We start from the raw sequence: 24986 nt of genomic DNA on the forward strand, positions 1-24986 counted from the left end.
GCATCAACCGGCTCAAACGCTACCGAGCCGTCGCCACCAGATACGACAAACTCGCCGTCCGCTACGACACCACCGTCACCATCGCCGCGATCAACGAATGGCTCTAACATCTGAAACAGGCCCTAGTCGCCTACTTGCGTAAGCATCGCACCCCGCCGCAATTAGTCCTCTAGTTGCGGTACGAGAAAGTAAAGGGGCCTGTTACCGGAAGCCCTGGGGGTCGACCTCCGGCAACAGGCCTAGGCCAAGGGTTCGCCGTGATGGCGATCAACCTTGGCTACCCAAGCGTACTACATAAAGCACGATCTTGTGCACCCACCTGGAAAAACGCCTCTCACTCCGTTGTCCGTACACCCCCAGGGCACGGATTCCGGAGCAAGAGGCCTGGACACGGTACGAAACCGCCTGACAACTGTAAACCACTGCATACATACGCTGTCAACAGCTGCGGACAGGCCGAATCGCGTTACACTCCAACTACAGAACGGGACCATGGAACGAACGGGGGGCCATGTCGCCGCACCAGACCTTCGCCCAGAAACTGAGCGCGCTGATCGACTCGGTACGCGCGGACGAAGGTGCCCCGCACAGCTATCGCGAACTGTCCGCGGCGATCGATCGCGCCGGCGGGCCCGCCATGTCGCCCGCGTACCTCCAGCAGCTCGCCACCGGCAAACGGATCAATCCGAAGATCCACTACGTCGAAGCACTCGCGAGACTTTTCGGCGTCCCGATCACCTACTTCTTCGAAGAGCAGGAACCACCCCCCATCGGAGAGGTGAAGCTCATGGCCATGCGCGCGCAGGAGCTTTCCCCGCAGGGCCGCCGCCAGGTCATGGATCTGCTGGAACTCGTCGAACGATACGAACGCGCCGAACGCGAGCAGCCGGGCGAAAACCGATGAAGGAACGCGAACTCCGCAAACGCTGCCGGAAGATGCTGAACAGTCTCGACATCGAACCGCCGCTCGACGTCGGCGTGCTCTGCGAGCGGCTCGGCGAGCAGCGCGGCAGGCCGATCCGGCTGATGCCGTACCCACTGGAGGTGCCAGGCCCGTTCGGCTGCTGGATCGCCACCTCGGCGGCGGACTACATCTTCTTCCAGCAGGAGACCACGAAATCCCACCAGGATCACATCGTCCTGCACGAACTCGGGCATATGCTCGCCGATCACCATCCCGGCGGCGACGCCGAACCGGCCGACTTCCTGCGCGGCCCCGCGCCCGGGCTCGACGGTGACGCCGTACACCGCGCGCTACGCCGCACCTCCTACGATGAGGCGCACGAATGGGAAGCCGAGACCGTGGCGACCATCATCCTCGAATGGGCGTCGGTCTTGAACTACACGATTCCCCGTCGCGCCGACGACGATGACGTCCGCCGTGTCCAAGGCGCGCTGGGCGACCATCAAGGGTGGCTGTGAACTCGCTGTTCTCCCCTCTCAACATCGTGGCGATGGTGCTGTTCGCGACGGCGCTCGCCTGGCGGATCTACCAGACGTACCGGGCACCGCGGGTGCTCCCGAACTGGGCGATCACCATCACGATCGTCTGCGTCGCCGGTTCCTTCCTCGCCCAGCAGAAGGTCATCTCCGGCTGGCTCGACGGACTGACCGGCCGGGGCACCGGCCGCCTCGTCAACAACGTCTTGCTCGCTATCGGGGTCTGCGCGTTGTTGATCGTCTTCCTCGGCTCCGCACTCGGCCCGCGCCAGCCGCGACGGGTCCTCTTCGAATTGGTCCCGCTGGCGGGCGCGATCGCGCTGATGCTGGTCGCCATGGCCATCACACCGCCGGAAGCACGCGGGCTCGCGCTGAGCCCGAAGCTCGTGCACGTGTCCGGCGTGGCGCTGTTCTACCTCGGGGCCGGGCTGTACCTGGTCTACGGCCTGTCCGCCTGCGCCTGGTGGATCTTCCGGTACATCCGCTCGGCGGACCGGCACCTGCGGACCGGGTTGAAACTCAGCGCCGCCGGACTGATCTGCCTCGCGGCGGGCAGCGTCTTCCGCGCGCTCTACATCGTGATCGCCTGGGCGTTCGGGCCGTCGGTCCCGCTTCTGCTCACCGTCGCCGTCCCGCTGGTGCTGCTCGGGATCGTGCTCTTCCTCGCGGGGATCACCTATCCCGGCGTCCGCGCGCGGTTCGCCGCGCTGCGCCGCCGTCGCCAGCACCGGTCGCACCACGAACGGCTCACACCCTTGTGGACCGTCCTCGCCGAGGTCTACCCGAACATCGTGCTCCGGACCACGCCGCACGGACCGTGGGAGCGGTGGCGTCCGCGCACGATCCACCGCCGCTACTACCGCCGCGTGATCGAGATCCGGGACGGGCTCGTGCAGTTGAGCCCTTACCTGGAAACCGATCTCACCGCGCTCGCCGTCGACGACCCCGCCGCGGCGGCGGAGGCACTGAAGACGGCGATCGCCAGGCAGACCGCGGGCGAGGAGACCGACGGGCGGGCGAAACTCGTGCTTCCCGGCGGCGCGGGGGACATCGAATCCGACGTGCGGCCGTTGCTCGCGCTTTCGGCCGCGGTATCCCGAAACGAGGCTTGACCTTGCAGCTTCTCCTTACCGCGAGCCGGATCCTGCCGCGTCCGAGTACCCCTGTCGAGGACGGCGCCGTACTCGTCGAGGGCGACCGGATCCTCGCGGCGGGCCCGCGCGCCGAAGTCACCGCACAGGCTTCGCCGGACGCCGAACGGCTCGACTTCCCCGGCGCGACGCTGCTGCCCGGCCTCTTCAACGCCCACGTGCACCTGGCTTTCGACGCCACCCGCGAGATGCTCCCGAATTTCCTGGCGAGTGACGACGCCGCTCTCCGCGCGGGGGCCAAGGACCGCTTGGGGCAGTTGCTGCGCAGCGGTGTCACGACTGTGCGGGATCTCGGCGACTCCGGCGCCCTCGGCGCACGGGTGCGGGCGGAACTCGAAGCGGAAGGTGCAGTCGCTCCGCGTCTGCTGACCGCGGGCACGCCTCTGACTGTCCCCAATGGACACTGCCATTTCTTCGGCGGTGAGGTCGCCGACGACGACGCGATCCGCGCGCTCATCGACGCCAACGCGGCGGCCGGCGCGGACGTGATCAAGGTGATGGCCAGCGGCGGCCAGATCACCGAAGGCGGCGCGGACATGTGGGAGTCGCAGTTCGACGTCCGGCAACTGCGCCTGATCGTGGAACACGCGGCGAGCCACGGACTTCCCGTCGCGGCGCACGCTCACGGCGCCGACGCGATCGAGGCGTCGGTCGAGGCCGGGGTCCGCACGATCGAACACTGCACGTGGATGACCGGTCCACAACAGCAGGACCGGCGTGACGGCGTCGCCAACCGGATGGCCGACGAGGGCATCGCGGCGTGTTCGACGAGCAGCCGCAACTGGCGCGTGCTGGCCGAGCGGATGGGCGAGGAACTCGCGAGGAAGGTCTACGGTCGGCTGTCCTGGCTGGAGGAGCTGGGTGTCCCGCTCCTGTCGGGGACGGACGCCGGGCTGCCAGGGTCGGTTTTCGACGATCCGGTCGGCGCACTCGAACTCTACGAATGGCTCGGCTTCGGCAGGCGCCGGATCCTCGAGATCGCGACCGAGGACAGCGCCACCGGACTCGGCCTCGGCGACGTCACGGGACGACTCGCCCCCGGGCTGAGCGCCGACGTCCTGGTGGTCGACGGCGACCCGCTCACCGATCTTTCCGCACTCCGGAACCTTCGTCTCGTCCTCGCGCGCGGCTCCCGGGTCTGACCCCGAGAGTGGGACGCCGATTTTGGTGACACCGTTTTAAAACAGTGTTATCGTTGCCTTCCCCACCACGAAGGGATTTAGAGCCATGGAAGGCCCCATCAGACTGTTCACGGTCATCGCGCTCGTGTCGCTGCCGACGGTGATGTACGGCGGGTATGCCCTGATGGGTGTCCTGCGCGACCGGAAACTGACCGAACACCAGCGGACCATGTTCCGCGCGGGTCACGCCCACGCCGGTGTCCTGCTGGTGCTGGCGCTGGTCGCGCTCCAGATCCTCAAGCAGACCGGGCTCTCGGACACCACGCTGTGGATCGTCTGCTTCCTGCTGCTGTTCGGCGTACTCGCCCAGTCCGGCGGCTTCTTCCTGCACCTGGCACCGGGCAAGGGCAAGCTCGGCGGACGGGTCACCAGCGCCGGGGCCGTCCTGCTCGGGGCGGCGATCTTGACCACCGCGTACGGCGTGGCCTTCCCCTGACAAAGGCGGTGGCGACCGCTCGTTAAGCTTGCTGACGTGCCTGAATACCTGCCGACAGCCCCCGCCAAGGGGACCCGCGACTTCCTGCCCGCCGAGATGTCCGTCCGGACGCAGGTGTTCGGCCATCTCTACGACGTGCTCGAACTGCGGGGCTTCCTCCGCTACGACGGCCCGATCCTCGAACCCGCCGAGATCTACGAACGCAAGTCCGGGCAGGAGATCGCCGACCAGCAGCTGTACACGCTGACCACCAAGGGCGGCGAGCGGCTGGCGCTGCGCCCGGAGATGACGCCGTCGGTTGCCAGGATGATCGCGGGCAACGCGAAGTCGCTCCAGTTCCCGGTGCGCTGGTACAGCCACCCGAACTGCCACCGTTACGAGCGGCCGCAGCGTGGTCGGGTCCGCGAGCACTGGCAGATCAACGCGGACATCTTCGGTTCGGACAGCGCGAACTGCGAGATCGAGATCTTCGAGCTGATCCACGACATGATGGGCGCGCTCGGCGCGACCCCGGACATGTTCCAGGTGCGCGCCAACGACCGGAACCTGCTCTCTTCGGCGCTCACCGACATCGTCGGCGTGACCGCGGAGCAGTTGCCGCAGGTGTTCACGCTGGTGGACCGCTGGGAGAAGTCGGACCGCACGAAGCTGAGCGACACCGCGGCCGAGATCGGGCTGACCGACAAGCAGTTCGAGAAGCTGACCGAGATCCTGTCGTCCGGCGCGGCGCTGCTCGACGAGCTGCCCGAGCAGGTCAAGGAGAACTCGAACCTGGTGAAGGTGCTGAATAGCGGCGCCGCGAACCTGATCACGTTCGATCCGATGATCGTGCGCGGGCTCGCGTACTACACGTCGACCGTGTTCGAGGTCTTCGACACCTCTCCGGAAAACCGCCGGGCCCTTTTCGGCGGCGGCCGGTACAGCGACCTGGCGTCGTTGTTCACGTCGCAGCAGATCCCCGGGATCGGCTTCGGCATGGGCGACGTCACGCTGATCGACTTCCTCGACACCCACGAGCTGACGCCGAAGCCGCGCAGCGAGGCCGATGTCGTGGTGATCCCGGTGGTCGAAGAGCTCACCGACGCCGCACGCGAGGTCGCGGGACGGCTCCGGAAAGCCGGTCTGCGCACGCTCACGCCCGTCGAACTCCGCAAACTGGGCAAGGAACTCACCCGGGCCGACAAGGCCGGTGCGCGGGCCGTGGTGATCGTCGGCCAGGAGGACTGGGACGCCGGGAACGTGACGGTCCGCGGTCTCGCGACCCGCGAGCAGCAGACCGTGGCCCTCGACGGCGTGGTCTCGGCGGTCACTTCCCTGATGTGACAACGAAAAACCGGCGCCGGTTCGACCGGCGCCGGTTTTCGTTCAGCGTGACAGCAAGCGCATGGCCGCCTCGGGGTAACGCTCCCCCGCGACCGCGTCGGCGGGCATCGCCGCCTCGATCGAGGCCACGTCCTCGGCGGTCAGCCTCAGGCCGACGGCCGCGACGTTCTCTTCGAGGTACTTGCGCCGCTTGGTGCCCGGGATCGGCACGACGTCCTCACCCTGGGCCTGCACCCACGCCAACGCCAGCTGGCCCGCGGTCACGCCCTTCCGCTCGGCCAGTGCCCTCAGCGCCTCGACCATCGCCAGGTTCCGCTCCAGGTTGCCCTCGGCGAACCGCGGCTGGGTCGTCTGCCGGAAGTCACCTTCCGCGAAGTCCTCTTTGGACTTGAAGCGGCCGGTGAGGAAACCGCGCCCCAGCGGGGAATACGGCACCAAACCGATGCCGAGCTCCCGGCAGACCGGAACGATCTCGTTCTCGATGTCGCGCGACCATAGCGACCATTCCGTCTGCACCGCCGTCACCGGATGCACGGCGTGCGCCCGCCGGATCGTCTCCGGGCCGGCCTCGGACAACCCGATGTGCCGGACCTTCCCCTGCTCGACCAGTGAGGACAACGCGGCGGCGGTCTCCTCGATCGGCACGTTCGGATCGACCCGGTGCTGGTAGTACAGATCGATGTGGTCGACGTTCAGCCGTCGCAGCGACGCTTCGACCTGTTGCCGCACATAGAATTCGTCGCCGCGGATCCCGCGTTTGCCGGGATCCGCCTCGTCGCGGACGATGCCGAACTTGGTGGCCAGCACGACCTTGTCCCGTTTGCCGACCAGCGCACGGCCGACCAGTTCCTCGTTGCGGCCGAAGCCGTACATGTCCGCCGTGTCGATCAGGGTCACCCCCAGCTCGATCGCGCGATGGATCGTCGCGATCGATTCGGTGTCGTCACCCTGGCCGTAGAACTCGCTCATGCCCATGCAGCCGAGCCCCTGCGCGCCGACTTGCAGCGTGCCGAGCCTGCGAATGGGCAGGGTGGAACCCGTCATGATTTCTCTCGCAATTCTCTGGGTTTACTTACCGGCGGCGCGGGCGAGCCGCTCCGGGTAACGCTCACCGGCGATCGCCTCGGCGGGCGCGGCCTTTTCGATGGCCTCGATGTCCACTTCGGACAGTTCCAGTTCCGCCGCGGCGGCGTTCTCTTCGAGGTACTTGCGGCGTTTGGTGCCCGGGATCGGCACGACGTCGTCGCCCCGCGACTGCACCCACGCGAGCGCCAGCTGTCCGGCGGTGACGCCCTTTTCCGCTGCCAACGCACGCAGCGCCTCGACGATCGCCATGTTGCGTTCGAAGTTGCCCTCGGCGAACCGCGGCAGCCCGCGGCGCATGTCGTCCGCAGGCAGGTCCTTCACCGACGTCACGCTGCCGGTGAGGAAACCGCGGCCGAGCGGCGAGAACGGCACGACGCCGATCCCCAGCTCACGAACGGTCGAGAGGATCTCGCCTTCGATGCCACGGGTCCACAGCGACCACTCGCTCTGCAACGCCGTCACCGGGTGCACGGCGTGCGCGCGGCGGATCGTCTCGGCGCTCGCCTCGGAGATCCCGGCGAACCGGATCTTCCCCTCGTCCACCAGCTCCGAGAGCGCGCCCCAGGTCTCTTCGACCGGCGTGTCGGGGTCGACGCGGTGCTGGTAGAAGAGGTCGATGTGGTCGACGTTCAGCCGTCGCAAGGAGTCTTCGCAGCACTTCTTGACGTAGGCCGCGTCCCCGCGAGCGGCCATCCCGCCGTCCTCGGTCCAGATGATGCCGAACTTGGTCGCCAGCACGACCTGGTCCCGTTTGCCCGCGATCGCCTTGCCGACAAATTCCTCGTTCTCACCGTCTGCGTACACGTTGGACGTGTCGAGCAGGGTCACCCCCAGTTCGAGGGCGCGGTGGATGGTGGCGATCGACTCCGCGTCGTTGTCGCGGACGCCGTAGGCCTGGCTCATTCCCATGCAGCCGAGTCCCTGCGCCCCGACTTCCAGAGCGCCGAGCCTCCTGGTGGTGATCACGCTGAAATTCCCTCCATGGTGGCTCCGGTGCCGAGCACCTTGCGTTCCACCTGGTCGTAGTGGTCGATCTTGTAGTCGAGGATGTCGAGGCAGGCCTGCAACTCGGCGATCCGGTCGGCGACCGAGGTGCGCTGGTCGACGAGGATCGACTTGCGCCGTCCCGCGCTCGCCGCTCCGTGGTGGCGCAGCGACGCGTACTCCCGCATCCGCTTGATGGGCATGCCGGTCAAGCGCAGCTTGGTCAGGAACCCCAGCCATCCGAGGTCGTCCTCGGTGTAGGCGCGGCGCCCCGCGGCGTCCCGCGCCGGGGGCTCGACGAGTTGGATGCGCTCGTAGTACCTGAGGGTGTCGATGGACAACCCGCTACGTCGCGCGGCTTCCGCTATCGAGTAGCTCATGTGAACGACAGTACGACCTGGAGTGCGCTCCAGGTCAAATCCGAATCCGAGTGATTGATAACAGCGTTGCGATACGCTCGGCGCATGCCCCGTCCCAGGACGCACGACGAGAACCTCCGGCTGAAACTGCTGGACCGCGCCGGAGAGCTCATCTCGGCCGACGGCCCGAAGGCCCTCAGCCTCCGCAAACTGGCCGCCGACGTCGGCACGTCCACCACCGCGGTCTATTCACTCTTCGGCGGGAAAACGGATCTGGTCAGCGCTCTCTTCTCCGAGGGCTTCCGCCGCTTCGGTCTCCGGATGTCCGGCGTGACGCTGAGTGGTGACCCGGTCGAGGACCTCGTGCGTCTCGGCGTCGCGTACCGGGAAAGCGCGCTGGCCGACCCGCACCTCTACGCGATCATGTTCACGAAGTCGGTGCCGGGTTTCGAGCCGGCCGAGGAGACGTCCGAGCAGGCTCGCGCCACGATGGCGCCGCTGGAGGAGACGATCCGCAAGGCGGTCACCGACGGCGTCTTCATCGCCGCGCCGCCCGAGGTCATCGTCGTGAGCTGCTGGGGAACCGTGCACGGCCTCGTGTCGCTGGAACTGAACGGGAACCTGCCGGACGCGTACACCGTGAGCACCGCCTACGAAACTGCGCTGCGGGCGAACGCCTCCGGCTGGCTGCGCCGGTGACCGTCTCGCGTTTAGCCCGCTAAACGCGATCCGCCGTTGCCCCGGCCGCCTGGCGCGTTTAGCGGGCTAAAGGCGATGCCGCCAGGTCGTGAAGGCCTCCTTGCCTACCTTCAGAGTAGGGAAGGAGGCCTTCACGACCTCCTCACCTCGGCTGTCGCCCTGCGGATCGCGTTTAGCCCGCTAAACGCGATCGGCAGGCCGCGCACCTGCGTAAGTACATGAAGGCCCCCTTCCTTGCGCCTAGCTCCGTGAAGGCCCCCTTCATGTACTTCCGAACCCGCGTGAAGGCCCCCTTCCCTCGGCTCAGCCGAGGGAAGGGGGCCTTCACGCGGGTCCCGCGCCACCGGATCGCGTTTAGCGGGCTAAACGCGATCCGGTGGTCAGTAGAGCGGCAGGGTTCCCTGGTGGAGGACCGCCCCCGCCGCGTCCAGGACGGTGATCCCCACCTTCGCGTTCGGGTAGTCCTCGCTGACGTTGTCCGGCTGCCATGCCGCGAAAGTCCCTTCGGCGACCGTCGCGTCGACCTTCCCGCCGGGCCCGAAGTCGAGCTTCACCGCGGCCGCGGCCTCGGGCACGACCCCCACATACGCGTTCCGCGGCTTGACCTCCTCCCCGTTCCGAACCACCCCGCCGACCGTCTCGGCCCGCAAGGTGTGAACCGACGTCGAAGGATTCGGCTGATCCGGGAAGATCCGGTAGTACTCGGTCTTCCCGTCCCGGTACCCGAGTCCGCCCTGGCACACGATGGCCCGGTCACCCAGGCGGGCGACGACGACTCGGACATCCTCACCCTCGAGGAGCGCGCCGGCCTTGTAAGCGTCCTCGTCGGGCAGCACTTCGGACGCTCCCCTCGTGCAGGTGTTGAAGAACTCACCCGACGGCATGGCCCGTTCGGGCACCGGGGACACCGGCTGGTCGAGGCTCGACGCGGCCGGTTCCGGCGCGGGCGGAAGGAAGTACGGCGCCTGGTACTCGGGCGGGCGGGATTGCTCCCCGGGTGTCGGCCCGACCGCGTAGCTGGTCATCGAGGGCTTCATCTGCGCAAGGTGCACGAACAGGTTCCCCGGCCGGAAGACCGAAGTCTCCACCACGGAGGACGAGTCCGGGTTCCGCCCCGTCACTTCCAGTTTCGGCCAGCCGGGATCGACGACGCCCGCGATCGTCCCCGTCCGCGTCATCAGCAGGGCCGCGGTCCGCCCGCCCTGCGTGTAGGTCGGAGTGGCGTCCGGGTCGGACACCGTCGCCGTCATGAGCGTCGTCTCGCAGAAGAACGGCTTGTCGTCCGCCATCACCGCGACGACGGTCACCGACGTCCAAGCCGGGGCGACGGTGAATCGCGGCACCCACTCGTCCCGGTCCGGGAAGCTCGCGGCTCTGCCCTCGGACTGGACGGCGGCCCAGCACCGGTTCATGGCCGTCACCGCCTTCGGCCAGTCGAGGGAGAAGTCAGGGTTCGCGACGACGGGTCCCGTGCCATCCGGCTCCCGGATGATCACGGTCGTGACCAGTGCGCCCGCGAGGACCAGGACGACGGCGGCCGCGGCGGCGACGATCGGCCATCGCCGCCGCGCGGGTTTTCCCATCCCCTCCCGCAGGGACATCCGCAGGTTGTCGAGCACTTCCGGGGGGAGGTCACGCCTGCCGGGCAGGCCGAGGTCGTCGGTCATTTCTCCTCCAGAGCGGCCCGCAGCTGCGCACGGGCCCGCGAGATGTGGGCTCGAACGGTCACCTCGGCGACACCGAGCAGTTCGGCGGCGTCCGGAAGGGAGAGATCGCCGAGCAGGCAGAGTTCGACGGCTTGGCGCTGCGACTTCGGCAGCTTCGCGACCAAGGCGAGCACTTGCCGGAGCCGGTCTTCGCCGTCGAGCTGGTCGACGACGGTGTCGGCGTGGTCGGACACCGACCGGGGTTCCGGCAGCCGCCGGACGAGCCGGAGCCGCCGCCCGGTGCTGCGGTGTTCGGTGCGCGCGAGGTTCCCCGCGACGGTGTACAGCCAGGGCAGCGCGCTGTCGCGGATGAGAGTGATGTCCGCCTTGCGCCGCCAGGCGGTGAGAAACGTCGTCGACGTCAGGTCTTCCGCCGACGCCCACGACCCCGTGAGCCGGTAGGCGTGATTCCACACCGACTGGGCGTGGCGTTCGAACAGCTCGGTGAACGCCCCGTGATCACCGCCCGCGGCCGCCAGCCAAAGCTCCGTGTCGCTCCTGTCGGGAGGAGGTTCGCACGAGTCCACCGGCACCCCCACCGATCCGGTCACTGTTCTGGTCACATCCGTCAGTGACCGGCGACGGCCGAGATGTTGCGAATCCACGGCACCGGATCGCGTTTAGCGGGCTAAACGCGATCCGGAGCGAGCGTCAGACGGCCCCGTATTGCCGGTCACCTGCGTCCCCGAGACCAGGCACGATGAACCCGGAGTCGTTGAGCCGCTCGTCGATGCTCGCGGTCACCACCCGCACCGGCAGCCCGGTCTTCCCGAGGTGCTCGATCCCCTCGGGCGCGGCCAGCGCGCAGATCGCGGTGACGTCGGTGGCGCCCCGGTCGGTGAGCAGCCGGATCGTGTACTCCATCGAGCCGCCGGTCGCCAGCATCGGGTCGAGCACCAGCACCGGCCGGTCGGCGAGCGATTCGGGCAGCGACTCCAGATACGGCGTCGGCTTGAGCGTCTCCTCGTCGCGGGCGAGCCCGACGAAGCCCATCTGGGCGTCGGGGATCAGCTTGTGCGCCTGGTCCGCCATTCCCAGCCCGGCCCGCAGCACCGGCACGAGCAGCGGCGGGCTCGCCAGCGCGTAGCCGTCGGTGCGCGCCACCGGCGTGTGGATCCGGTCAATGCGCACGGGCATGTCGCGGGTGGCTTCGTAGACCAGCATGACGGTCAGTTCGTGCAGCGCCGCCCGGAAAGCGGCACTGTCGGTGCGCGCGTCGCGCATGGTGGAGAGCCTGGCCTTGGCCAGGGGGTGATCAACGACGTGCACATCCATGCGAGTCAATTTACTGCCGTGCGAACCAGCCGACCCAGCGGCGCTGCCACGGCGTCTCCACCGAACGCTTGTCGTGGTTCGCCCGCGCCCACGCGACGGCTTCGTCGGCGGTCAGCCCGGAAAGCGTCGCCAGACAGGACAGCACCGTGCCGGTCCGCCCGACCCCGCCGTGACAGGCGACCTCGACGGCCTCTCCCGCCGCGGCCCGCCCGTGCAGGGCGACGATCCGCCGCCGCGCGTCCGCCCAGTCCGTCGGGAGCAGGAAGTCGGGCCAGCGGATCCACTCGTGGCCCCAGTCCAGCTTGTGGTCGTGCTTCCGGCGCAGCTTCGCGCCACCCAGATACAGCCCGAAATCCGGCGAAGGCCCCTCTGGCCAGGGACGACCCAGGCCTCGTCCTCGAATTTCGACACCGTCCGGCAGCGCGATCGCGCCAGGTAATGAGTTCCCCATCACGGCAGAATCCCACTGTCGGCCGGAAGATGGACGCCCAGCCCTCCCGGCGGCGCTAGGCTCCCGCACGTGAGCGAAGAGCCTGCCCTGCCGGGACCCGAACAGATGCGCATCTCCGACGCCGACCGCGAACAGGTCGCGCAGGTGCTGCACGCGGCGATGTCCGAGGGCCGCATCACCATCAACGAGCTGGAAGAACGGCTCACCATCGTCTATGAGGCCAAGACCGTCGGCGACCTCAAACCGGTCACCGCGGATCTGCCGCAGACCCGTTCGGCGATCCAGCCCGCGACGTCACGAGCGCTCGGCCTGCCCGACGACCGCATCGGCGGGCATCCGGGCTCCGGCGCCTCGATCGCCGTCATGTCCGGCGCGTCCCGCAAGGGCAGCTGGGTCGTCCCGCCGCAGCACAACAGTTTCGCGTTCTGGGGCGGCACCGACATCGACCTGCGGCACGCGCGTTTCGCCGAGAAGAACACGACGATCACCGCGGTTGCGATCATGGGCGGGATCGACATCATCGTGCCCGACGACATCAACGTGGACGTCACCGGAATCGGCTTCATGGGCGCTTTCGAGCTGGAGGACCGCGCCGGGACACCCGCCGCGCCGCCGACCGCCCCGACGGTGAAGATCACCGGGCTGGCGTTCTGGGGCGCCGTCACCGTTGTACGGAAGCCACGTAAGAAGGACACACCTGAACTCGAACGCTGAACCGAACCGGGGGGACCGTCTGATGCGCCGAAGTTTCGTCGCGATCGCTTGTGCCGCACTGCTTTCCGTCACCGCCTTGCCTGCGACGGCCGCCGGGAAGACCGATCCGCGCCAGACGGCGATGGACGCGGCGGTCGCCGCGGGCATCCCGGGAATGGTCGCGGTCGCCGACGACTTCCGAGGCGTCAGCGGCGTCGCGAACATCGAGCGGCCCGGCAAGCCCAACGCCTCCGGGCGCTGGCGGGTGGCGAGCGTGTCCAAGGTGTTCGTCGCGACGCTGGTCCTCCAGCTCGCGGCCGAGAACCGTGTCGGACTCGACGAGCCCATCCAGCGCTCCCTGCCCGGCCTGCTGCCGTACCCGGAACCGATCACCGTCCGCCAGCTGCTGCAACACACCAGCGGCCTCCCCCGCGACCTGCTCCCCGAGGACTCCTGGGCGACCGGACCGGAGATCGACACCGAGCGCTTCGAGCACTTCGACAGCGACGACCAGATCCGCCTGAGCACGAAGCAGCCGCTGCAGTTCAAGCCCGGGACGGGCTGGGCGTACTCCAACACCGGCTACAACGTCCTCGGCCTGCTGGTCGAGAAGCTCACCCGCAAGCCGCTGGAGCGGGTGCTGGCCGAACGCATCACCCGTCCGCTGCACCTGCGCGACACCTCGCTCCCCCGCGACTTCCCGTTCCTGATCGGCCCGGCCGCCCGCGGTTACGAGCAGCTGTACGACGCCCCGCGTGGCCTCACCGACGTCACCACCTACAACTACTCGCGCTACTTCGGCGCGGGCGGCGTGGTGTCCTCGGGCGCCGACCTCAACCGCTTCTTCGAGGCGCTGCTCGGCGGCCGCCTGTTGCCCGCCGATCTGCTCTCGCAGATGAAGAAGACGGTCCCGGCCGGCGGCATGGAGTACGGACTCGGCCTGATGAAGCTGAACCTCAAGAGCGCGGGCATCTGCGCGGAGGACATCACCATCTGGGGCCACGGCGGCGACCTGCCCGGCTTCAACACCCTCAGCTTCCGTGACGAAGCGGGCAAGAACATCTCGACGCTGGCCACCGTGGACCTCACCGCGTCACCGGACGCCGCGCTGAAGCGCCAGCTGCCGATGATCAACGAGTTCTGCGCGCCGGTGCTGCCCGCGCGGGCAGCCGCCCAGGCCCCGGTGCCCAGCCTGTAGGCCGCCTACACTCACCGGTATGACAGCTACGACCAGCTCGTCAGCGGTGCCGGCCACCCCGGCGCCGCTGACGGACGCGACTCGCGACGAGGCGAGCCTGCGCCGGTTCCTGCACGGGCTGCCCGGTGTCGACCAGGTCGGCGTCGAGCAGCGGGCCGCGGGCCTCGGCACGCGCAGTATCAAGAAGGCCGCCAAGCTCTGGGCGATCGACACCGCCATCTCGATGGTCGACCTGACGACCCTCGAAGGCGCCGACACCCAGGGCAAGGTCCGCGCGCTCGCCGCGAAGGCCAAGCGGCCGGACCCGGACCGCCCGGACACTCCTCAGGTGGCGGCCGTATGCGTGTACCCGGACATGGTCGAGACGGCTGTCGAGGCGCTGCGCGGCACCGGCATCCACGTCGCGAGTGTGGCCACCGGCTTCCCGGCCGGTCGCACGAGCCGCGAGATCAAGCTGGCCGACACCAAGATCGCCGTCGACGCCGGCGCCGCCGAGATCGACATGGTGATCGACAGGGGCGCGTTCCTGGAGGGTCGCTACATGGCGGTCTTCGAGGAGATCCAGGCGATCAAGGCCGCCTGCGGCGGCGCGCATCTGAAGGTCATCCTCGAGACCGGTGAGCTGGCCACCTACGACAACGTGCGCCGCGCTTCGTGGCTCGCGCTGCTGGCGGGCGGCGACTTCATCAAGACCTCCACCGGCAAGGTCTCGCCCGCCGCGACGCTGCCGGTCACCCACGTGATGCTGCAGGCCGTCCGCGACTGGTTCGTCCAGACCGGTGACCTGCGCGGCGTCAAACCCGCCGGTGGCATCCGGACGACTAAGGACGCGATCAAGTACCTGGTCGCGGTGCACGAGGTCGCCGGCGAGCAGTGGCTGACCCCGGACCTGTTCCGATTCGGCGCGTCCAGCCTGCTCAACGACCTCCTGCTCCAGCGCCGCACCCAGGCCGACGGCCACTACAGCGGTCCCGACTACGTGACGGTGGACTGATCCATGGGCATCTTCGAGTACGCGCCCGCGCCCGAATCGCGCGACCTCGCGAACCTCAAACCGCATTACCGGCCGTTCGTCAACGGCGAATTCGTCGACGGCTCGGGTGAGCCGCTCAAGACGATCAACCCGGCCACCGAAGAGGTGCTCGCCGAGGTCGGCACCGCGTCGGTGTCCGATGTGGACACCGCGGTCAAGGCCGCACGCAAGGCGTACAACAACATCTGGTCCAAGATGCCGGGCTCGGAACGCGCCAAGTACCTGTTCCGCATCGCACGTCTGATCCAGGAACGGTCGCGGGAACTGGCCGTGCTGGAAAGCCTCGACAACGGCAAGCCGATCAAGGAATCGCGCGACTCCGACGTGCCGACGGCCGCCGCGCATTTCTTCTACCACGCGGGCTGGGCCGACAAGCTCGACTACGCGGGCTACGGCCCGAACCCGAAGCCGCTCGGCGTCGCGGGCCAGGTCATCCCGTGGAACTTCCCGCTGCTGATGCTGGCGTGGAAGATCGCGCCCGCGCTGGCCACCGGCAACACCGTGGTGCTCAAACCGGCGGAGACCACGCCGCTGACCGCGCTCGTGTTCGCGGAGATCTGCCAGCAGGCCGAACTCCCGCCCGGCGTGGTCAACATCCTGCCCGGCGCCGGTGACATCGGCGCGGCGCTCGTCGGCCACGACGACGTCAACAAGGTCGCCTTCACCGGATCCACCGACGTCGGCAAGGCCATTCAGCGTCAGGTCGCGGGCACGTCGAAGAAGCTCACGCTGGAACTGGGCGGCAAGGCCGCGAACATCGTCTTCGACGACGCCGCGCTGGACCAGGCCGTCGAGGGGATCGTCAACGGGATCTTCTTCAACCAGGGTCACGTCTGCTGCGCGGGTTCGCGTCTGCTGGTGCAGGAATCGATCGCCGAAGAGGTGCTCGAAAAGCTCCGCTACCGCGTCTCGACCCTGCGACTGGGCGACCCGCTGGACAAGAACACCGACATCGGCGCGATCAACTCCGCCGAGCAGCTCGCGAAGATCAAGGGCCTGGTGGAATCCGGCGACGCCGAAGGCGCGGAGCGCTGGACCAGCCCGTGCCCGGTGCCGGAACGCGGTTTCTTCTTCGCTCCCACGGTGTTCTCGGATGTCCAGCAGTCGATGCGCATCGCCCGCGAGGAGATCTTCGGGCCGGTACTTTCGGTGCTGACGTTCCGCACGCCGGACGAGGCCGTGACCAAGGCGAACAACACGCCGTACGGGCTCTCCGCCGGTATCTGGACCGAGAAGGGCTCGCGCATCCTGTGGATGGCGAACCAGCTCCGTGCCGGTGTCGTCTGGGCCAACACGTTCAACCGCTTCGATCCCGCCGCGCCGTTCGGCGGCTACCAGGAGTCGGGTTTCGGCCGCGAAGGCGGACGCACCGGACTGGAGGCCTACCTCGATGTCTGACCGTATTTCGGTGGCGAAGACCTACAAGCTCTACATCGGCGGCAAGTTCCCGCGCTCGGAATCGGGCCGGGTGTACCCGGTCACCGACAGCAAGGGCAAGTTCCTGGCGAACGCCTCGCACGCGTCCCGCAAGGACGTCCGCGACGCGGTTTCCGCCGCCCGCAAGGCTTTCGGCGGCTGGTCGGCGGCGACCGCGTACAACCGCGGCCAGGTGCTGTACCGGGTGGCGGAGATGCTGGAAGGCCGTCGTGAGCAGTTCGTCGCGGAGGTTTCGGCGTCCGAAGGCGTCGCGGCCAAGAAGGCCCAGTCCATTGTGGACGCGTCGATCGACCGCTGGGTCTGGTACGCGGGCTGGACGGACAAGATCGCGACCGTACTCGGCGCGGCGAACCCCGTCGCGGGCCCGTACTTCTCCTTCACCGTGCCCGAACCGACCGGTGTCGTCGGCGTGCTCGCGCCGCAGCAGTCGTCGCTGCTGGGCCTGGTGAGCGTGCTGGCCCCGGTGCTGGCGACCGGCTCGACCGCGGTGGTCGTCTCCAGCGCGGACCGGCCGCTGCCCGCGATCACGCTTTCGGAGGTCCTCGCGACGTCCGACCTGCCTGGTGGCGTGGCGAACATCCTGACCGGACGCGCGGCGGAACTGGGCTCGTGGCTGGCGTCGCACGCGGACGTCAACGCCCTCGACCCGACCGGCGCGGAGCCTTCGGCCCGTGCCGACCTGGCGCGCGACGCGGCGGGCACCGTGAAGCGCGTCCTGACCGTCCCGGACGCCGAGCCGGACTGGACCGCCGACGCCGACATGGCGCGGCTGCGGCGGTACCTGGAGGCGAAGACCGTCTGGCACCCCCTGGGCGTCTAGCCCCTTGGCGCAATTAGTCCCCTAGTTGCGTGCGGCCGGATCGCGTTTAGCCCGCTAAACGCGATCCGGGCCCGGGCGCAAGTAGTCCGCTGGTGGCGGGTTCAGGTCGGCGCCGGTCAGGGCCCGGCCCGGAAGCAGCTCGTTCGAGCCCGCGGCCCGCAGGCCGTCGATCATGATGCCGATGCACCGCCGGGTCGCCATCCGCGCGACCTCCTCGCCCTTGCCCGGCATCTGCCGCAGCACGGTCGCGAACAGGATCGCCACATCGCCGGTCGCGACGTCCGCGCGGAGCCGCCCCTCCGCCTGCGCTCCCCGGACGAAAGCGTCCATCACCAGCAGCAGCTCGTCACGCAGGGCTTTGATCGCGGGATCACTCGTGAGGATCGCCAGCGCACGAGGTGACACCATCGCGAGCTGAATGCTCAGCTGTAGCTCCATCGACTGGTGCAAGAGCCGGATCAGGGCGTCCCAGTCAGACGACTCCTGGTCCTTCGCGGCCTTCGCGTCCCTGAGAACCCTGTCGAAATTGTCGACGGCGACCGCCCGGATCAACGCGTCCCGGTCCGGGAAACGCCGGTAGAGGGTGCCGACGCCGACGCCCGCCGAGCGCGCGATCTCCTCCATCGGGACCTCGGGTCCCTGAGCGGCGAAGATGACTCTCGCGGCGGCCAGGATCTGATCCCGGTTCCGGCGCGCGTCGGCACGCAAGCGGGTCTCGGGGTCGGCTGTCATGGTCCTCGCCTCTCAAGGGTGCTTCGGCGCCGTGATTCTCGCACGTACGCGCGTCCCCTTCACGCTTCCCGGAGAACCACCCCTTCGCGAGTGGACGACCTGCCTCCGCTTGAGTACCTTGGGTGACATAAGCGGAATAAAACCATCCGCATACGTTTTGGGGCCCTGTCCGATATCGCCCGAACCCACCCGACACCCTGGGGAAGGACAAACCCGATGACTGATGTCGAGGAAACCACCGCCACCTTGCCCCTGGCGCGAAAATGCCCGTTTTCGCCGCCTCCGGAATACAAGAACCTTCGCGAGGAAAGTCCGATTTCCCGGGTCGGTCTGCCTTCCGGGCAGACGGCTTGGGCACTCACCCGGCTCGAAGACATCCGCGAAATGCTGAGCAGCCCGCATTTCAGTTCCGACCGGCGGAATCCGTCGTTCCCGATGATGGTCGCGCGGCCGGTCCGCCCGGAAGACGATTCATTCCGCCCGTCCCTCATCGGGATGGATCCGCCGGAGCACAGCCAGGCCCGGCGCGACGTCGTCGGGGAATTCACGGTCAAGCGCATGAAGGCGTTGCAGCCGCGGATCCAGCAGATCGTCGACGAGCATATCGACGCCCTGCTCGCGGGTCCCAAACCCGCCGATCTCGTCCAGGCGCTTTCCCTGCCGGTTCCGTCACTGGTGATCTGCGAACTGCTCGGCGTCCCCTACTCGGACCACGATTTCTTCCAGGCGTGCAGTTCCAAGATGCTCAGCCGGGAGGTCAGCCCCGAAGAACGGCAGACGGCGTTCGAGAGCCTCCGGAACTATCTCGACGAACTCGTCACCAAGAAGGAAGCGAACGCCACCGAAGACGACCTCCTCGGCCGTCAGATCCTGAAGCAGCGCGAGACGGGCGATGCCGACCACGTCGAACTCGTCGGCTTGGCGTTCCTCCTGCTCATCGCCGGACACGAGACCACCGCGAACATGATCTCGCTCGGCACGGTGACCCTGCTGGAGAACCCCGGACAGCTGGCGAAGATCAAGGCGGACCCCGGCAAGACGCTCCCCGCGATCGAAGAGCTTCTGCGGGTCTTCACCATCGCGGAGTCGGCCACCTCACGCTTCGCCACGGCGGACGTCGAGATCGGCGGCACGCTCATCCGCGCGGGTGAAGGCGTCGTCGGCCTGAGCAACGCGGGCAACCACGACCCGGACGGGTTCGAGAACCCCGACGCCTTCGACATCGAGCGCGGCGCCCGGCACCACGTGGCGTTCGGGTTCGGGGTGCACCAGTGTCTTGGCCAGAACCTCGCGCGGATGGAACTCCAGATCGTTTTCGATACGCTGTTCAAGCGTATTCCGGGCATCCGGATCGCCGTTCCGGTCGACGAACTGCAGTTCAAGCACGATTCGACGATCTACGGCCTCCACGCCCTTCCGGTCACCTGGTAGGAGGATCCATGAAGATCATCGCGGACACCGGGAGGTGTGTGGGCGCGGGCCAGTGCGTGCTCACCGACCCCGATCTGTTCGATCAGAGCGAGGACGACGGGACGGTCATCGTGCTGACCCCGGAGCCTGAGGGGGACGAGGCGCAAGAGAACGCACGCACGGCCGTCCACATCTGCCCTGGTCAGGCGCTCTCGCTCGCGTAAGGGCATCACGGAGTCCGTGAAGGCCTCCTTGCCTACTCTCAGGGTAGGCAAGGAGGCCTTCACGGAGCGACGACAAGTAGAGGACTAATTGCGGGTCGTTCTCACGATCACCCGACCCAAGACCTACTTGACCGCGCCCATCGACAGGCCCCGGACGAGGTGGTTCTGCGCGATCCAGCCGACGATCATCACCGGCAGTGACGCGAGCAGCGCGGCCGCGGACAGCTGCGCCCAGTAGAGGCCCTCGCTGGTGATGAACCCGACCAGGAACACCGGCACGGTCCCGGCCCGCGCGGCGGTGAGGTTGACCGAGTAGAAGAACTCGGTCCACGAGAAGATCACGCAGATCAGCGCGGTCGCGGCCACCCCTGGCGCGACGACCGGCATGATGATCTTCCGCAGCAGCACCGGCAGGGTCGCGCCGTCGATCCGGCCCGCTTCGATCATCTCGAGCGGCACTTCGAGGAAGAACGACCGCATCATCCAGATGGCCAGCGGCAGGTTCATGGAGGTGTACAGAATGATCAGCGCCCACACGTTGTCCAGCAGCTGGGTGTTCTGCGAGATCACGTACAGCGGGATGATCGCCGCCACGATCGGCAGCATCTTCGTCGACAGGAAGAACCCGAGCGCGTTGCTCGTCCCCTTCACCGGCGCCAGCGACAGCGCGTACGCCGCCGGGATTCCCAGCAGCAGCACGAAAATCGTCGAGACGACGGTGACGAACGCGGAATTCGACAGGTACGGCAGAAATCCGCGTTCGAGCACACCGGCGAACTGGTCGAGGGTCGGGGAGAAGAACAGCCGCGGCGGATCGGTGTAGGCGTCGGCCTCCTGTTTGAAGGCCGTGAGGATCATCCACAGCAGCGGGAACACGAACAGGATCGCGATCACCCAGGTCGCGACCGTCAGCGCGCCCGCGCCGAACCGGCCTTTCATTTCGCGCCTCCCTGGACCGAGAACGTGCGGAACATCAGGCGCAGCGCGAAGGTCGCGACGATCATCGTCAGGATCACGACGATCACGCCCATCGCGGACGACTGCCCGATGTCGAAACCTTGGAACGCCCGCTGGTAGATGTAGAACGGCAGGTTCGTACTGGCCGTACCCGGACCTCCTTGTGTCATCAGGAAGATCGCGTCGAAACTGTTCACGATGTAGATGGCGCCCAGCAGCGTCGCCAACTGCAGGAACCGGCTCAGATGCGGCAGGGTGATCGCGGTGAACGTCCGCCAGCGGCCGGCACCGTCGACGGACGCGGCCTCCAGCACGTCCTTGGGCTGGCTCTGCAACCCGGCCAGGATCAACAGCATCATGAACGGCGTCCACTGCCAGACCACCTGGGCGATCACCGCCGCGAGCGGGAACTCCGAGAGCCAGTCGACGTCCGTACCGAACACGAAGTGCAGCAACCCGTAGGTCGGGTCGAACATCGTCGTCTTCCACAGCAGCGCGCCCGCCGCGGGCAGGATCAGGAACGGCGTGATCAGCAGCGTCCGGACCACGCCGCGGCCGAGGAACTTGCGGTCCAGCAGGATCGCGAGCCCCAGGCCGAGCAACAGGGAGAAGAACACACAGACGACCGTGAGCACGACGGTGTTCAGCAGCGCCCCGAGGAACGTCGAGTCGGCGAAGACGTCGATGTAGTTCTGCAACCCGACGAAATGCCGCGAGCCCGGCCGCACCAGGTTCCACGACTGGAACGAGTAGAACACCGTCAGCACGAACGGCAACTGCGTCACCGCGACGACGAACAGCAACGCGGGTAGCAGCGGGAGCCGTCGTTTGAACGGCGTGTCGGTGCCGCGCTTCGGAGCCGCCTTCTTCGCGTGGGCTGGCTCGGTGCGGGCGGGAGCGGAGAGCGTGGCCATCACTGCACCTCCTGATACGACTTGCCGACGGTCTGCGCGTACTCCTGTGACTGCTTCAATGCTTCGTCCACGGTGATCTGACCCGCGATCGCCGCCGAAAGTTGCTGGCTCACGCGCGTGCCGAGATCCTGGAACTCGGGGATGCCGACGAACTGGATGCCGGGATAGGGCACCGGATTCGCCATCGCCTTCGCCTGGTTGGCGTCCGCGATCCCGTCCAGCGTCGGCTGCGCGTAGGCCTTGGCGGCCTCGCGGTACTGCGGGATGTCGTAGGTCGACTTCCGCACACCCGGCGGGACGCGGTTCCAGTCCTTGTACTCCTGCGCGACGCGCTGCACGTACGCCTTGTCGGTCATCCAGGACATGAACTTGAAGGCGATGTCCTTGTCCTTGGCGACCTTCGGGATCGCCAGCGCCCAGGTGTAGAGCCAGCCGCTCGCCTGCGTCTTCTCCACCGGCGCCGGGGCGTATCCGGACTTCCCGACGACCTTGCTGGCCGACGGGTCCTCGTTCGTGCCCGCCATGACCGTGGCGTCATACCACATCGCGGCCTGGCCTTGGGTGTACCGCGTGCCGCATTCGGAGAAGCCCGCGCTCGACGCGCCGACCTCACCGTGGTCGCGCACGAGATTCACGTAGAACTCGGCGGCCGCCTTGAATTCGGGGCTGGTCAGCTTGGCGTTCCAGTCCTTGTCGAACCACTGGGCGCCGAAGGTGTTGGCGACCGTGGTGAACGGCGCGAGGCTCTCGCCCCAGCCCGGCTTGCCGCGCAGGCAGATCCCGGCCAGGCCCTTCGACTTGTCGTCGAGTTTCGCCGCGTACTCGGCGATCTGCGACCACGTCGGCTTGGCGGGCATGGTGATCCCGGCCTGCTCGAACAGGTCCTTCCGGTAGGCCAGGAACGACGACTCGCCGTAGAACGGCACCGCGTACATCGATCCGTTGTGCGACAACGATTCCTTGATGCTGGGGATGAAGTCGGCCGAGTCGTACGAGGGATTCGCCGCGATATGCGGCTCGAGGTTTTCGAGCCAGCCATTCGCGGCCCACTGCGGTGCCTCGTAGTTGCTGATCATGACGACGTCGAATTCGCCGCCTTCGGTGGCCGTCGACGCGGTGATCTTCGCGCGTGCCTGGTTTTCGGGCAGCGACACGAACTTGAGGGTGACGCCGGGGTTCGCCTTCTCGAACTCGCCGGAAAGCTCGATGGCGTCCTTCATCTGCGGGTTCGCGACGATCGCGACGACGAGTGTCCGGTCGCCGGTCCCGAGCGCGCCCGCACCGGCGCACCCGGTGAGGGTCAGCAAGAGAACCGCGAGCAGAGCGACTGCTTTACGCACCTTCGCCTCCCGGTAAGACCTGCACCTTCAGGCCGGCGCCGCTGCGCATGAGGGCGAGCGCGTCGGGGTACTGCTCCAGCGGCAGCGTGTCGGTGAGCAGGGCGCCGGTGTCGATGGCGCCGTCGGCGACCAGGTCGAGCGCTGCGCCGTAGCTGTTCATGACGGCCATCGAGCCGACGACGGTGATCTCGTCGTTGTAGATCCGGAACGGCGAAAGCGCGACGCGTGCTTCGGCGGGAGCGACGCCGAAGACCAGCAAGCGGCCGCCGCGCTGGAGCGAGTCGAAAGCGGCCTCGATGGCAGGCGCGGCACCGGTGCAGTCCGCGGCGGCGTCGAACTTCTCGTCGTCCAGTTCCTTCACGTCACTCGCGACCGCGACCGCGCCAAGGTCTTTCGCGCGGCCGAGGCGGGAGGTGTTGCGGTCGACCATCGTGACGTGGGCGCCCGCGCGTTGCAGCAACTGCTGCATGATCAGGCCCATCGTGCCCGCGCCGACGACGAGGAACCGTTCCCCCGCCTCGACGCCGATCCGGCGCACGCCATGGACCGCGCAGGAAACCGGTTCGACGAGCGCGCCCTGTTCCCAGGTCATCGTGTCCGGCATCCGGTAGCAGTTCGCGGAGGGAACGGCGACGTACTCGGCGAAAGCGCCGTTCACGGTGTCCCCGGTCGCGTTCCAGTTCTCGCAGAGGTTGCCGCGGCCGGACCGGCAAGGCTTGCAGTAGCCGCAGAACAGCGACGGGTCGACGGCCACCCGGTCGCCGATCTGCCAGCCACCCGGCACATCGGCGCCGAGTTCGACGATCTCGCCGGCGAACTCGTGGCCGGGGACGATCGGGTAGGGCGTCGGCGGGAAATGCCCGTCGGCGATGTGGAGATCGGTCCCGCAGATCCCGCAGGCACCGACCTTGACGACGACCTGGCGATCCCCCGGTTTGGGATCGGGTACCTCGCCGACCCTGATCTCCCCGGGCTTGTCCACGATCGCGGCACGCATGCCAGCTCCTCTTCTCTCCGCTCAGATGAGCGGGACAGGCTTATGCTTTTGACTGCATGTTCAGGAATGGTGAACTTTTCCCTGGTGTTACGTCAACCTTTGGCGCTGATTTCGCGTTACAATGCTCATATGAGCGCGAAGAAGCAGGCTCTCGGCCTGGTGGAGTCACTGCGCCTGGCCGCGGTGGCACGGCGGTTCTACGAACAGGGCGCTTCGAAACTCGAGATCGCCGACGAGTTCGGGATCAGCCGGTTCAAGGTCGCGCGAATGCTGGACACGGCCAGGGAAAGTGGCATCGTCCGGGTCGAATTCCACCTGCCCGCGCCGGTCGATCTCGTGCTGTCCGAGGAGATCCGCGCCGCGTACCGGCTGGACAGGGTGCTCGTGCTCGAACGAGCGCCGGAACCGGAATCCCGCGAGGTGGCCCGGCGGAAGATCGGCACGCTCGCGGCTCAGCTCCTGGCCGAAATCGTCACTCCCGGCGACGTTCTCGGGTTGTCATGGGCACGTTCCGTGAACGCGATGACCGACGCGATCCGCTCGCTGCCGAACTGCCCGGTCGTGCAACTGTGCGGGGTGCAGGCGGGGATGGACATGCGGGACCGATCGGTGGAGACGGTCAGCCGCGTCGCCTCCGTCTCCGGCGGGCAGGCGTACCCGATCTTCGGCCCGCTCGTCCTCCCCGACCGTCGCACCACCGAGACGTTGCGACGGCAGCCGGGCATCGCGGAAACCTTCGGGCAGTTCAAGAACCTGACCAAGGCGGTCGTCAGCATCGGCGCGTGGAAACCCGAGGAATCGACGGTTTACGACGCGCTCGACGAAACGGAACGGGACGCGATAGCGAAACGCGGTGCCAAAGCGGAGGTCGCCGCGCGCCTGTTCGACGCTAACGGGACCCCGATGTCCACCGGGCTGGCCCACCACGTGCTGGCCATCAGCGCCGAAGAGCTGCTGGCGGTCCCCGAGGTGATCGCGCTGGGCTACACGGAACCGAAAGCCGAGGCGATCGACGCCGTGCTGCGCTCCGGCATGGTCTCGACGCTGATCACCGACGCGGCCGCGGCCGTCCCGCTCCTCAAACTGGCCGAGGCCCGCCCGCCCGCCTGATCGCCGCCCAATCACGCGAGATCTCCATCC

At 67.8% G+C, this 24986-nt stretch carries 27 protein-coding genes and 1 pseudogene; 16 read left to right on the plus strand and 12 right to left on the minus strand.

What is annotated here, in order from left to right; translation table 11 throughout:
* The 7 genes and pseudogenes from ACLARN_RS41700 to hisS all read left to right on the plus strand — a co-directional run.
* Positions 1-107, plus strand: a pseudogene (locus ACLARN_RS41700) (IS5/IS1182 family transposase); the annotation flags it as partial.
* Between the two features lie 404 nt (positions 108-511).
* Complete coding sequence (locus ACLARN_RS41705; protein ID WP_409497008.1) at positions 512-904, plus strand: helix-turn-helix domain-containing protein; 393 nt, start codon at positions 512-514, stop codon at positions 902-904.
* Complete coding sequence (locus ACLARN_RS41710; RefSeq protein ID WP_409497009.1) at positions 901-1422, plus strand: hypothetical protein; 522 nt, start codon at positions 901-903, stop codon at positions 1420-1422. The genes ACLARN_RS41705 and ACLARN_RS41710 overlap by 4 nt, the downstream gene beginning before the upstream one ends.
* A complete protein-coding gene (locus tag ACLARN_RS41715; protein WP_409497039.1) occupies positions 1419-2552 on the plus strand; it encodes an MAB_1171c family putative transporter in 1134 nt (377 codons plus the stop codon). The genes ACLARN_RS41710 and ACLARN_RS41715 overlap by 4 nt, the downstream gene beginning before the upstream one ends.
* Entirely contained in the window at positions 2549-3733 is a 1185-nt protein-coding gene (locus tag ACLARN_RS41720) for an amidohydrolase family protein (protein ID WP_409497010.1), read from the plus strand. Before ACLARN_RS41715 ends, ACLARN_RS41720 begins: the two co-directional genes overlap by 4 nt.
* An 85-nt stretch (positions 3734-3818) precedes the next feature.
* Positions 3819-4208 carry a hypothetical protein gene (locus ACLARN_RS41725; protein ID WP_409497011.1) on the plus strand — a complete coding sequence of 130 codons (390 nt, stop codon included), beginning with the start codon at positions 3819-3821 and terminating at the stop codon, positions 4206-4208.
* Between the two features lie 36 nt (positions 4209-4244).
* The gene (hisS, locus tag ACLARN_RS41730; protein WP_409497012.1) at positions 4245-5531 is read left to right on the plus strand and encodes a histidine--tRNA ligase; all 1287 of its coding nucleotides are present in this window, start codon (positions 4245-4247) and stop codon (positions 5529-5531) included.
* Positions 5532-5573: 42 nt separating this feature from the next.
* Here hisS and ACLARN_RS41735 read toward each other — a convergent pair whose 3' ends face one another.
* Genes ACLARN_RS41735 through ACLARN_RS41745 form a run of 3 tightly spaced genes read right to left on the minus strand, consistent with a single transcriptional unit; the run spans position 5574 to position 7981 of the window.
* On the minus strand, positions 5574-6575 hold the full coding sequence (locus ACLARN_RS41735) for an aldo/keto reductase (protein WP_409497013.1): 1002 nt from the start codon (positions 6573-6575) through the stop codon (positions 5574-5576).
* A 24-nt stretch (positions 6576-6599) separates the two neighbouring features.
* Positions 6600-7583, minus strand: a complete 984-nt coding sequence (locus ACLARN_RS41740) for an aldo/keto reductase (RefSeq protein ID WP_409497014.1) — start codon at positions 7581-7583, stop codon at positions 6600-6602.
* Positions 7580-7981 (minus strand): MerR family transcriptional regulator, encoded by a 402-nt coding sequence (locus ACLARN_RS41745; protein ID WP_409497015.1) that lies wholly within the window; start codon positions 7979-7981, stop codon positions 7580-7582. Before ACLARN_RS41745 ends, ACLARN_RS41740 begins: the two co-directional genes overlap by 4 nt.
* An 84-nt stretch (positions 7982-8065) precedes the next feature.
* Between ACLARN_RS41745 and ACLARN_RS41750 the strand changes: the two genes are divergently transcribed.
* Positions 8066-8659 carry a TetR/AcrR family transcriptional regulator gene (locus ACLARN_RS41750; RefSeq protein ID WP_409497016.1) on the plus strand — a complete coding sequence of 198 codons (594 nt, stop codon included), beginning with the start codon at positions 8066-8068 and terminating at the stop codon, positions 8657-8659.
* Positions 8660-9039: 380 nt separating this feature from the next.
* Here ACLARN_RS41750 and ACLARN_RS41755 read toward each other — a convergent pair whose 3' ends face one another.
* The 4 genes from ACLARN_RS41755 to ACLARN_RS41770 all read right to left on the minus strand — a co-directional run bounded on the left by ACLARN_RS41755 (position 9040) and on the right by ACLARN_RS41770 (position 12091).
* Positions 9040-10326, minus strand: a complete 1287-nt coding sequence (locus tag ACLARN_RS41755) for a hypothetical protein (RefSeq protein ID WP_409497017.1) — start codon at positions 10324-10326, stop codon at positions 9040-9042.
* Positions 10323-10916 (minus strand): RNA polymerase sigma factor, encoded by a 594-nt coding sequence (locus ACLARN_RS41760; RefSeq protein WP_409497040.1) that lies wholly within the window; start codon positions 10914-10916, stop codon positions 10323-10325. The genes ACLARN_RS41755 and ACLARN_RS41760 overlap by 4 nt, the downstream gene beginning before the upstream one ends.
* Positions 10917-11016: 100 nt before the next feature.
* Positions 11017-11640: a uracil phosphoribosyltransferase gene (upp, locus tag ACLARN_RS41765; protein WP_409497018.1), complete on the minus strand. Its 624-nt coding sequence runs from the start codon at positions 11638-11640 to the stop codon at positions 11017-11019.
* A 10-nt stretch (positions 11641-11650) separates the two neighbouring features.
* Positions 11651-12091 (minus strand): protein-tyrosine phosphatase family protein, encoded by a 441-nt coding sequence (locus ACLARN_RS41770; protein ID WP_409497019.1) that lies wholly within the window; start codon positions 12089-12091, stop codon positions 11651-11653.
* A gap of 105 nt (positions 12092-12196) precedes the next feature.
* Between ACLARN_RS41770 and ACLARN_RS41775 the strand changes: the two genes are divergently transcribed.
* Genes ACLARN_RS41775 through ACLARN_RS41795 form a run of 5 tightly spaced genes read left to right on the plus strand, consistent with a single transcriptional unit; the run spans position 12197 to position 17272 of the window.
* Positions 12197-12805 carry a DUF1707 domain-containing protein gene (locus ACLARN_RS41775; protein ID WP_409497041.1) on the plus strand — a complete coding sequence of 203 codons (609 nt, stop codon included), beginning with the start codon at positions 12197-12199 and terminating at the stop codon, positions 12803-12805.
* A gap of 22 nt (positions 12806-12827) precedes the next feature.
* Positions 12828-13982 carry a serine hydrolase domain-containing protein gene (locus ACLARN_RS41780; RefSeq protein WP_409497020.1) on the plus strand — a complete coding sequence of 385 codons (1155 nt, stop codon included), beginning with the start codon at positions 12828-12830 and terminating at the stop codon, positions 13980-13982.
* A gap of 19 nt (positions 13983-14001) precedes the next feature.
* Entirely contained in the window at positions 14002-14976 is a 975-nt protein-coding gene (gene deoC, locus ACLARN_RS41785) for a deoxyribose-phosphate aldolase (RefSeq protein ID WP_409497021.1), read from the plus strand.
* Positions 14977-14979: 3 nt separating this feature from the next.
* Entirely contained in the window at positions 14980-16413 is a 1434-nt protein-coding gene (locus tag ACLARN_RS41790; RefSeq protein WP_409497022.1) for an aldehyde dehydrogenase family protein, read from the plus strand.
* Positions 16406-17272 carry an aldehyde dehydrogenase family protein gene (locus tag ACLARN_RS41795; protein WP_409497023.1) on the plus strand — a complete coding sequence of 289 codons (867 nt, stop codon included), beginning with the start codon at positions 16406-16408 and terminating at the stop codon, positions 17270-17272. The genes ACLARN_RS41790 and ACLARN_RS41795 overlap by 8 nt, the downstream gene beginning before the upstream one ends.
* A 54-nt stretch (positions 17273-17326) precedes the next feature.
* Here the strand turns inward: ACLARN_RS41795 and ACLARN_RS41800 are convergent, their stop codons facing one another.
* Positions 17327-18004: a TetR/AcrR family transcriptional regulator gene (locus tag ACLARN_RS41800; protein WP_409497024.1), complete on the minus strand. Its 678-nt coding sequence runs from the start codon at positions 18002-18004 to the stop codon at positions 17327-17329.
* A 216-nt stretch (positions 18005-18220) separates the two neighbouring features.
* On the opposite strand from ACLARN_RS41800, the gene ACLARN_RS41805 reads away from it, so the two are divergent.
* Together ACLARN_RS41805 and ACLARN_RS41810 are read left to right on the plus strand one after the other, a co-directional pair.
* Positions 18221-19435, plus strand: coding sequence for a cytochrome P450 (locus ACLARN_RS41805; RefSeq protein WP_409497025.1), 1215 nt, complete (start codon positions 18221-18223; stop codon positions 19433-19435).
* Positions 19436-19443: 8 nt separating this feature from the next.
* Positions 19444-19638 carry a ferredoxin gene (locus ACLARN_RS41810; RefSeq protein WP_409497026.1) on the plus strand — a complete coding sequence of 65 codons (195 nt, stop codon included), beginning with the start codon at positions 19444-19446 and terminating at the stop codon, positions 19636-19638.
* Positions 19639-19761: 123 nt separating this feature from the next.
* On the opposite strand, the gene ACLARN_RS41815 is transcribed toward ACLARN_RS41810, so the two are convergent.
* The 4 genes from ACLARN_RS41815 to ACLARN_RS41830 are packed head-to-tail and all read right to left on the minus strand — an operon-like array spanning position 19762 to position 23846.
* Entirely contained in the window at positions 19762-20577 is an 816-nt protein-coding gene (locus ACLARN_RS41815; RefSeq protein ID WP_409497027.1) for a carbohydrate ABC transporter permease, read from the minus strand.
* A complete protein-coding gene (locus tag ACLARN_RS41820; RefSeq protein ID WP_409497028.1) occupies positions 20574-21509 on the minus strand; it encodes a carbohydrate ABC transporter permease in 936 nt (311 codons plus the stop codon). Before ACLARN_RS41820 ends, ACLARN_RS41815 begins: the two co-directional genes overlap by 4 nt.
* Positions 21509-22849, minus strand: a complete 1341-nt coding sequence (locus ACLARN_RS41825; RefSeq protein ID WP_409497029.1) for an ABC transporter substrate-binding protein — start codon at positions 22847-22849, stop codon at positions 21509-21511. The genes ACLARN_RS41820 and ACLARN_RS41825 overlap by 1 nt, the downstream gene beginning before the upstream one ends.
* A complete protein-coding gene (locus tag ACLARN_RS41830) occupies positions 22842-23846 on the minus strand; it encodes a zinc-dependent alcohol dehydrogenase family protein (RefSeq protein ID WP_409497030.1) in 1005 nt (334 codons plus the stop codon). Before ACLARN_RS41830 ends, ACLARN_RS41825 begins: the two co-directional genes overlap by 8 nt.
* A gap of 129 nt (positions 23847-23975) precedes the next feature.
* On the opposite strand from ACLARN_RS41830, the gene ACLARN_RS41835 reads away from it, so the two are divergent.
* Positions 23976-24956, plus strand: coding sequence for a sugar-binding transcriptional regulator (locus ACLARN_RS41835; RefSeq protein ID WP_409497031.1), 981 nt, complete (start codon positions 23976-23978; stop codon positions 24954-24956).
* The last annotated feature ends 30 nt before the right edge of the window (positions 24957-24986 follow it).

The sequence above is a fragment of the Amycolatopsis sp. cmx-11-12 genome (genome assembly GCF_046269425.1).
Classification (GTDB): domain Bacteria; phylum Actinomycetota; class Actinomycetes; order Mycobacteriales; family Pseudonocardiaceae; genus Amycolatopsis.

Coding starts and splice junctions, on each gene's coding strand:
- ACLARN_RS41705 (WP_409497008.1), top strand. CDS start 512: ATGTCGCCGCACCAGACCTTCGCCCAGAAACTGAGCGCGCTGATCGAC.
- ACLARN_RS41710 (WP_409497009.1), top strand. CDS start 901: ATGAAGGAACGCGAACTCCGCAAACGCTGCCGGAAGATGCTGAACAGT.
- ACLARN_RS41725 (WP_409497011.1), top strand. CDS start 3,819: ATGGAAGGCCCCATCAGACTGTTCACGGTCATCGCGCTCGTGTCGCTG.
- ACLARN_RS41735 (WP_409497013.1), bottom strand. CDS start 6,575: ATGACGGGTTCCACCCTGCCCATTCGCAGGCTCGGCACGCTGCAAGTC.
- ACLARN_RS41745 (WP_409497015.1), bottom strand. CDS start 7,981: ATGAGCTACTCGATAGCGGAAGCCGCGCGACGTAGCGGGTTGTCCATC.
- ACLARN_RS41750 (WP_409497016.1), top strand. CDS start 8,066: ATGCCCCGTCCCAGGACGCACGACGAGAACCTCCGGCTGAAACTGCTG.
- ACLARN_RS41755 (WP_409497017.1), bottom strand. CDS start 10,326: ATGACCGACGACCTCGGCCTGCCCGGCAGGCGTGACCTCCCCCCGGAA.
- upp (WP_409497018.1), bottom strand. CDS start 11,640: ATGGATGTGCACGTCGTTGATCACCCCCTGGCCAAGGCCAGGCTCTCC.
- ACLARN_RS41770 (WP_409497019.1), bottom strand. CDS start 12,091: ATGGGGAACTCATTACCTGGCGCGATCGCGCTGCCGGACGGTGTCGAA.
- ACLARN_RS41775 (WP_409497041.1), top strand. CDS start 12,197: ATGCGCATCTCCGACGCCGACCGCGAACAGGTCGCGCAGGTGCTGCAC.
- ACLARN_RS41780 (WP_409497020.1), top strand. CDS start 12,828: ATGCGCCGAAGTTTCGTCGCGATCGCTTGTGCCGCACTGCTTTCCGTC.
- deoC (WP_409497021.1), top strand. CDS start 14,002: ATGACAGCTACGACCAGCTCGTCAGCGGTGCCGGCCACCCCGGCGCCG.
- ACLARN_RS41790 (WP_409497022.1), top strand. CDS start 14,980: ATGGGCATCTTCGAGTACGCGCCCGCGCCCGAATCGCGCGACCTCGCG.
- ACLARN_RS41795 (WP_409497023.1), top strand. CDS start 16,406: ATGTCTGACCGTATTTCGGTGGCGAAGACCTACAAGCTCTACATCGGC.
- ACLARN_RS41800 (WP_409497024.1), bottom strand. CDS start 18,004: ATGACAGCCGACCCCGAGACCCGCTTGCGTGCCGACGCGCGCCGGAAC.
- ACLARN_RS41805 (WP_409497025.1), top strand. CDS start 18,221: ATGACTGATGTCGAGGAAACCACCGCCACCTTGCCCCTGGCGCGAAAA.
- ACLARN_RS41810 (WP_409497026.1), top strand. CDS start 19,444: ATGAAGATCATCGCGGACACCGGGAGGTGTGTGGGCGCGGGCCAGTGC.
- ACLARN_RS41815 (WP_409497027.1), bottom strand. CDS start 20,577: ATGAAAGGCCGGTTCGGCGCGGGCGCGCTGACGGTCGCGACCTGGGTG.
- ACLARN_RS41820 (WP_409497028.1), bottom strand. CDS start 21,509: ATGGCCACGCTCTCCGCTCCCGCCCGCACCGAGCCAGCCCACGCGAAG.
- ACLARN_RS41830 (WP_409497030.1), bottom strand. CDS start 23,846: ATGCGTGCCGCGATCGTGGACAAGCCCGGGGAGATCAGGGTCGGCGAG.
- ACLARN_RS41835 (WP_409497031.1), top strand. CDS start 23,976: ATGAGCGCGAAGAAGCAGGCTCTCGGCCTGGTGGAGTCACTGCGCCTG.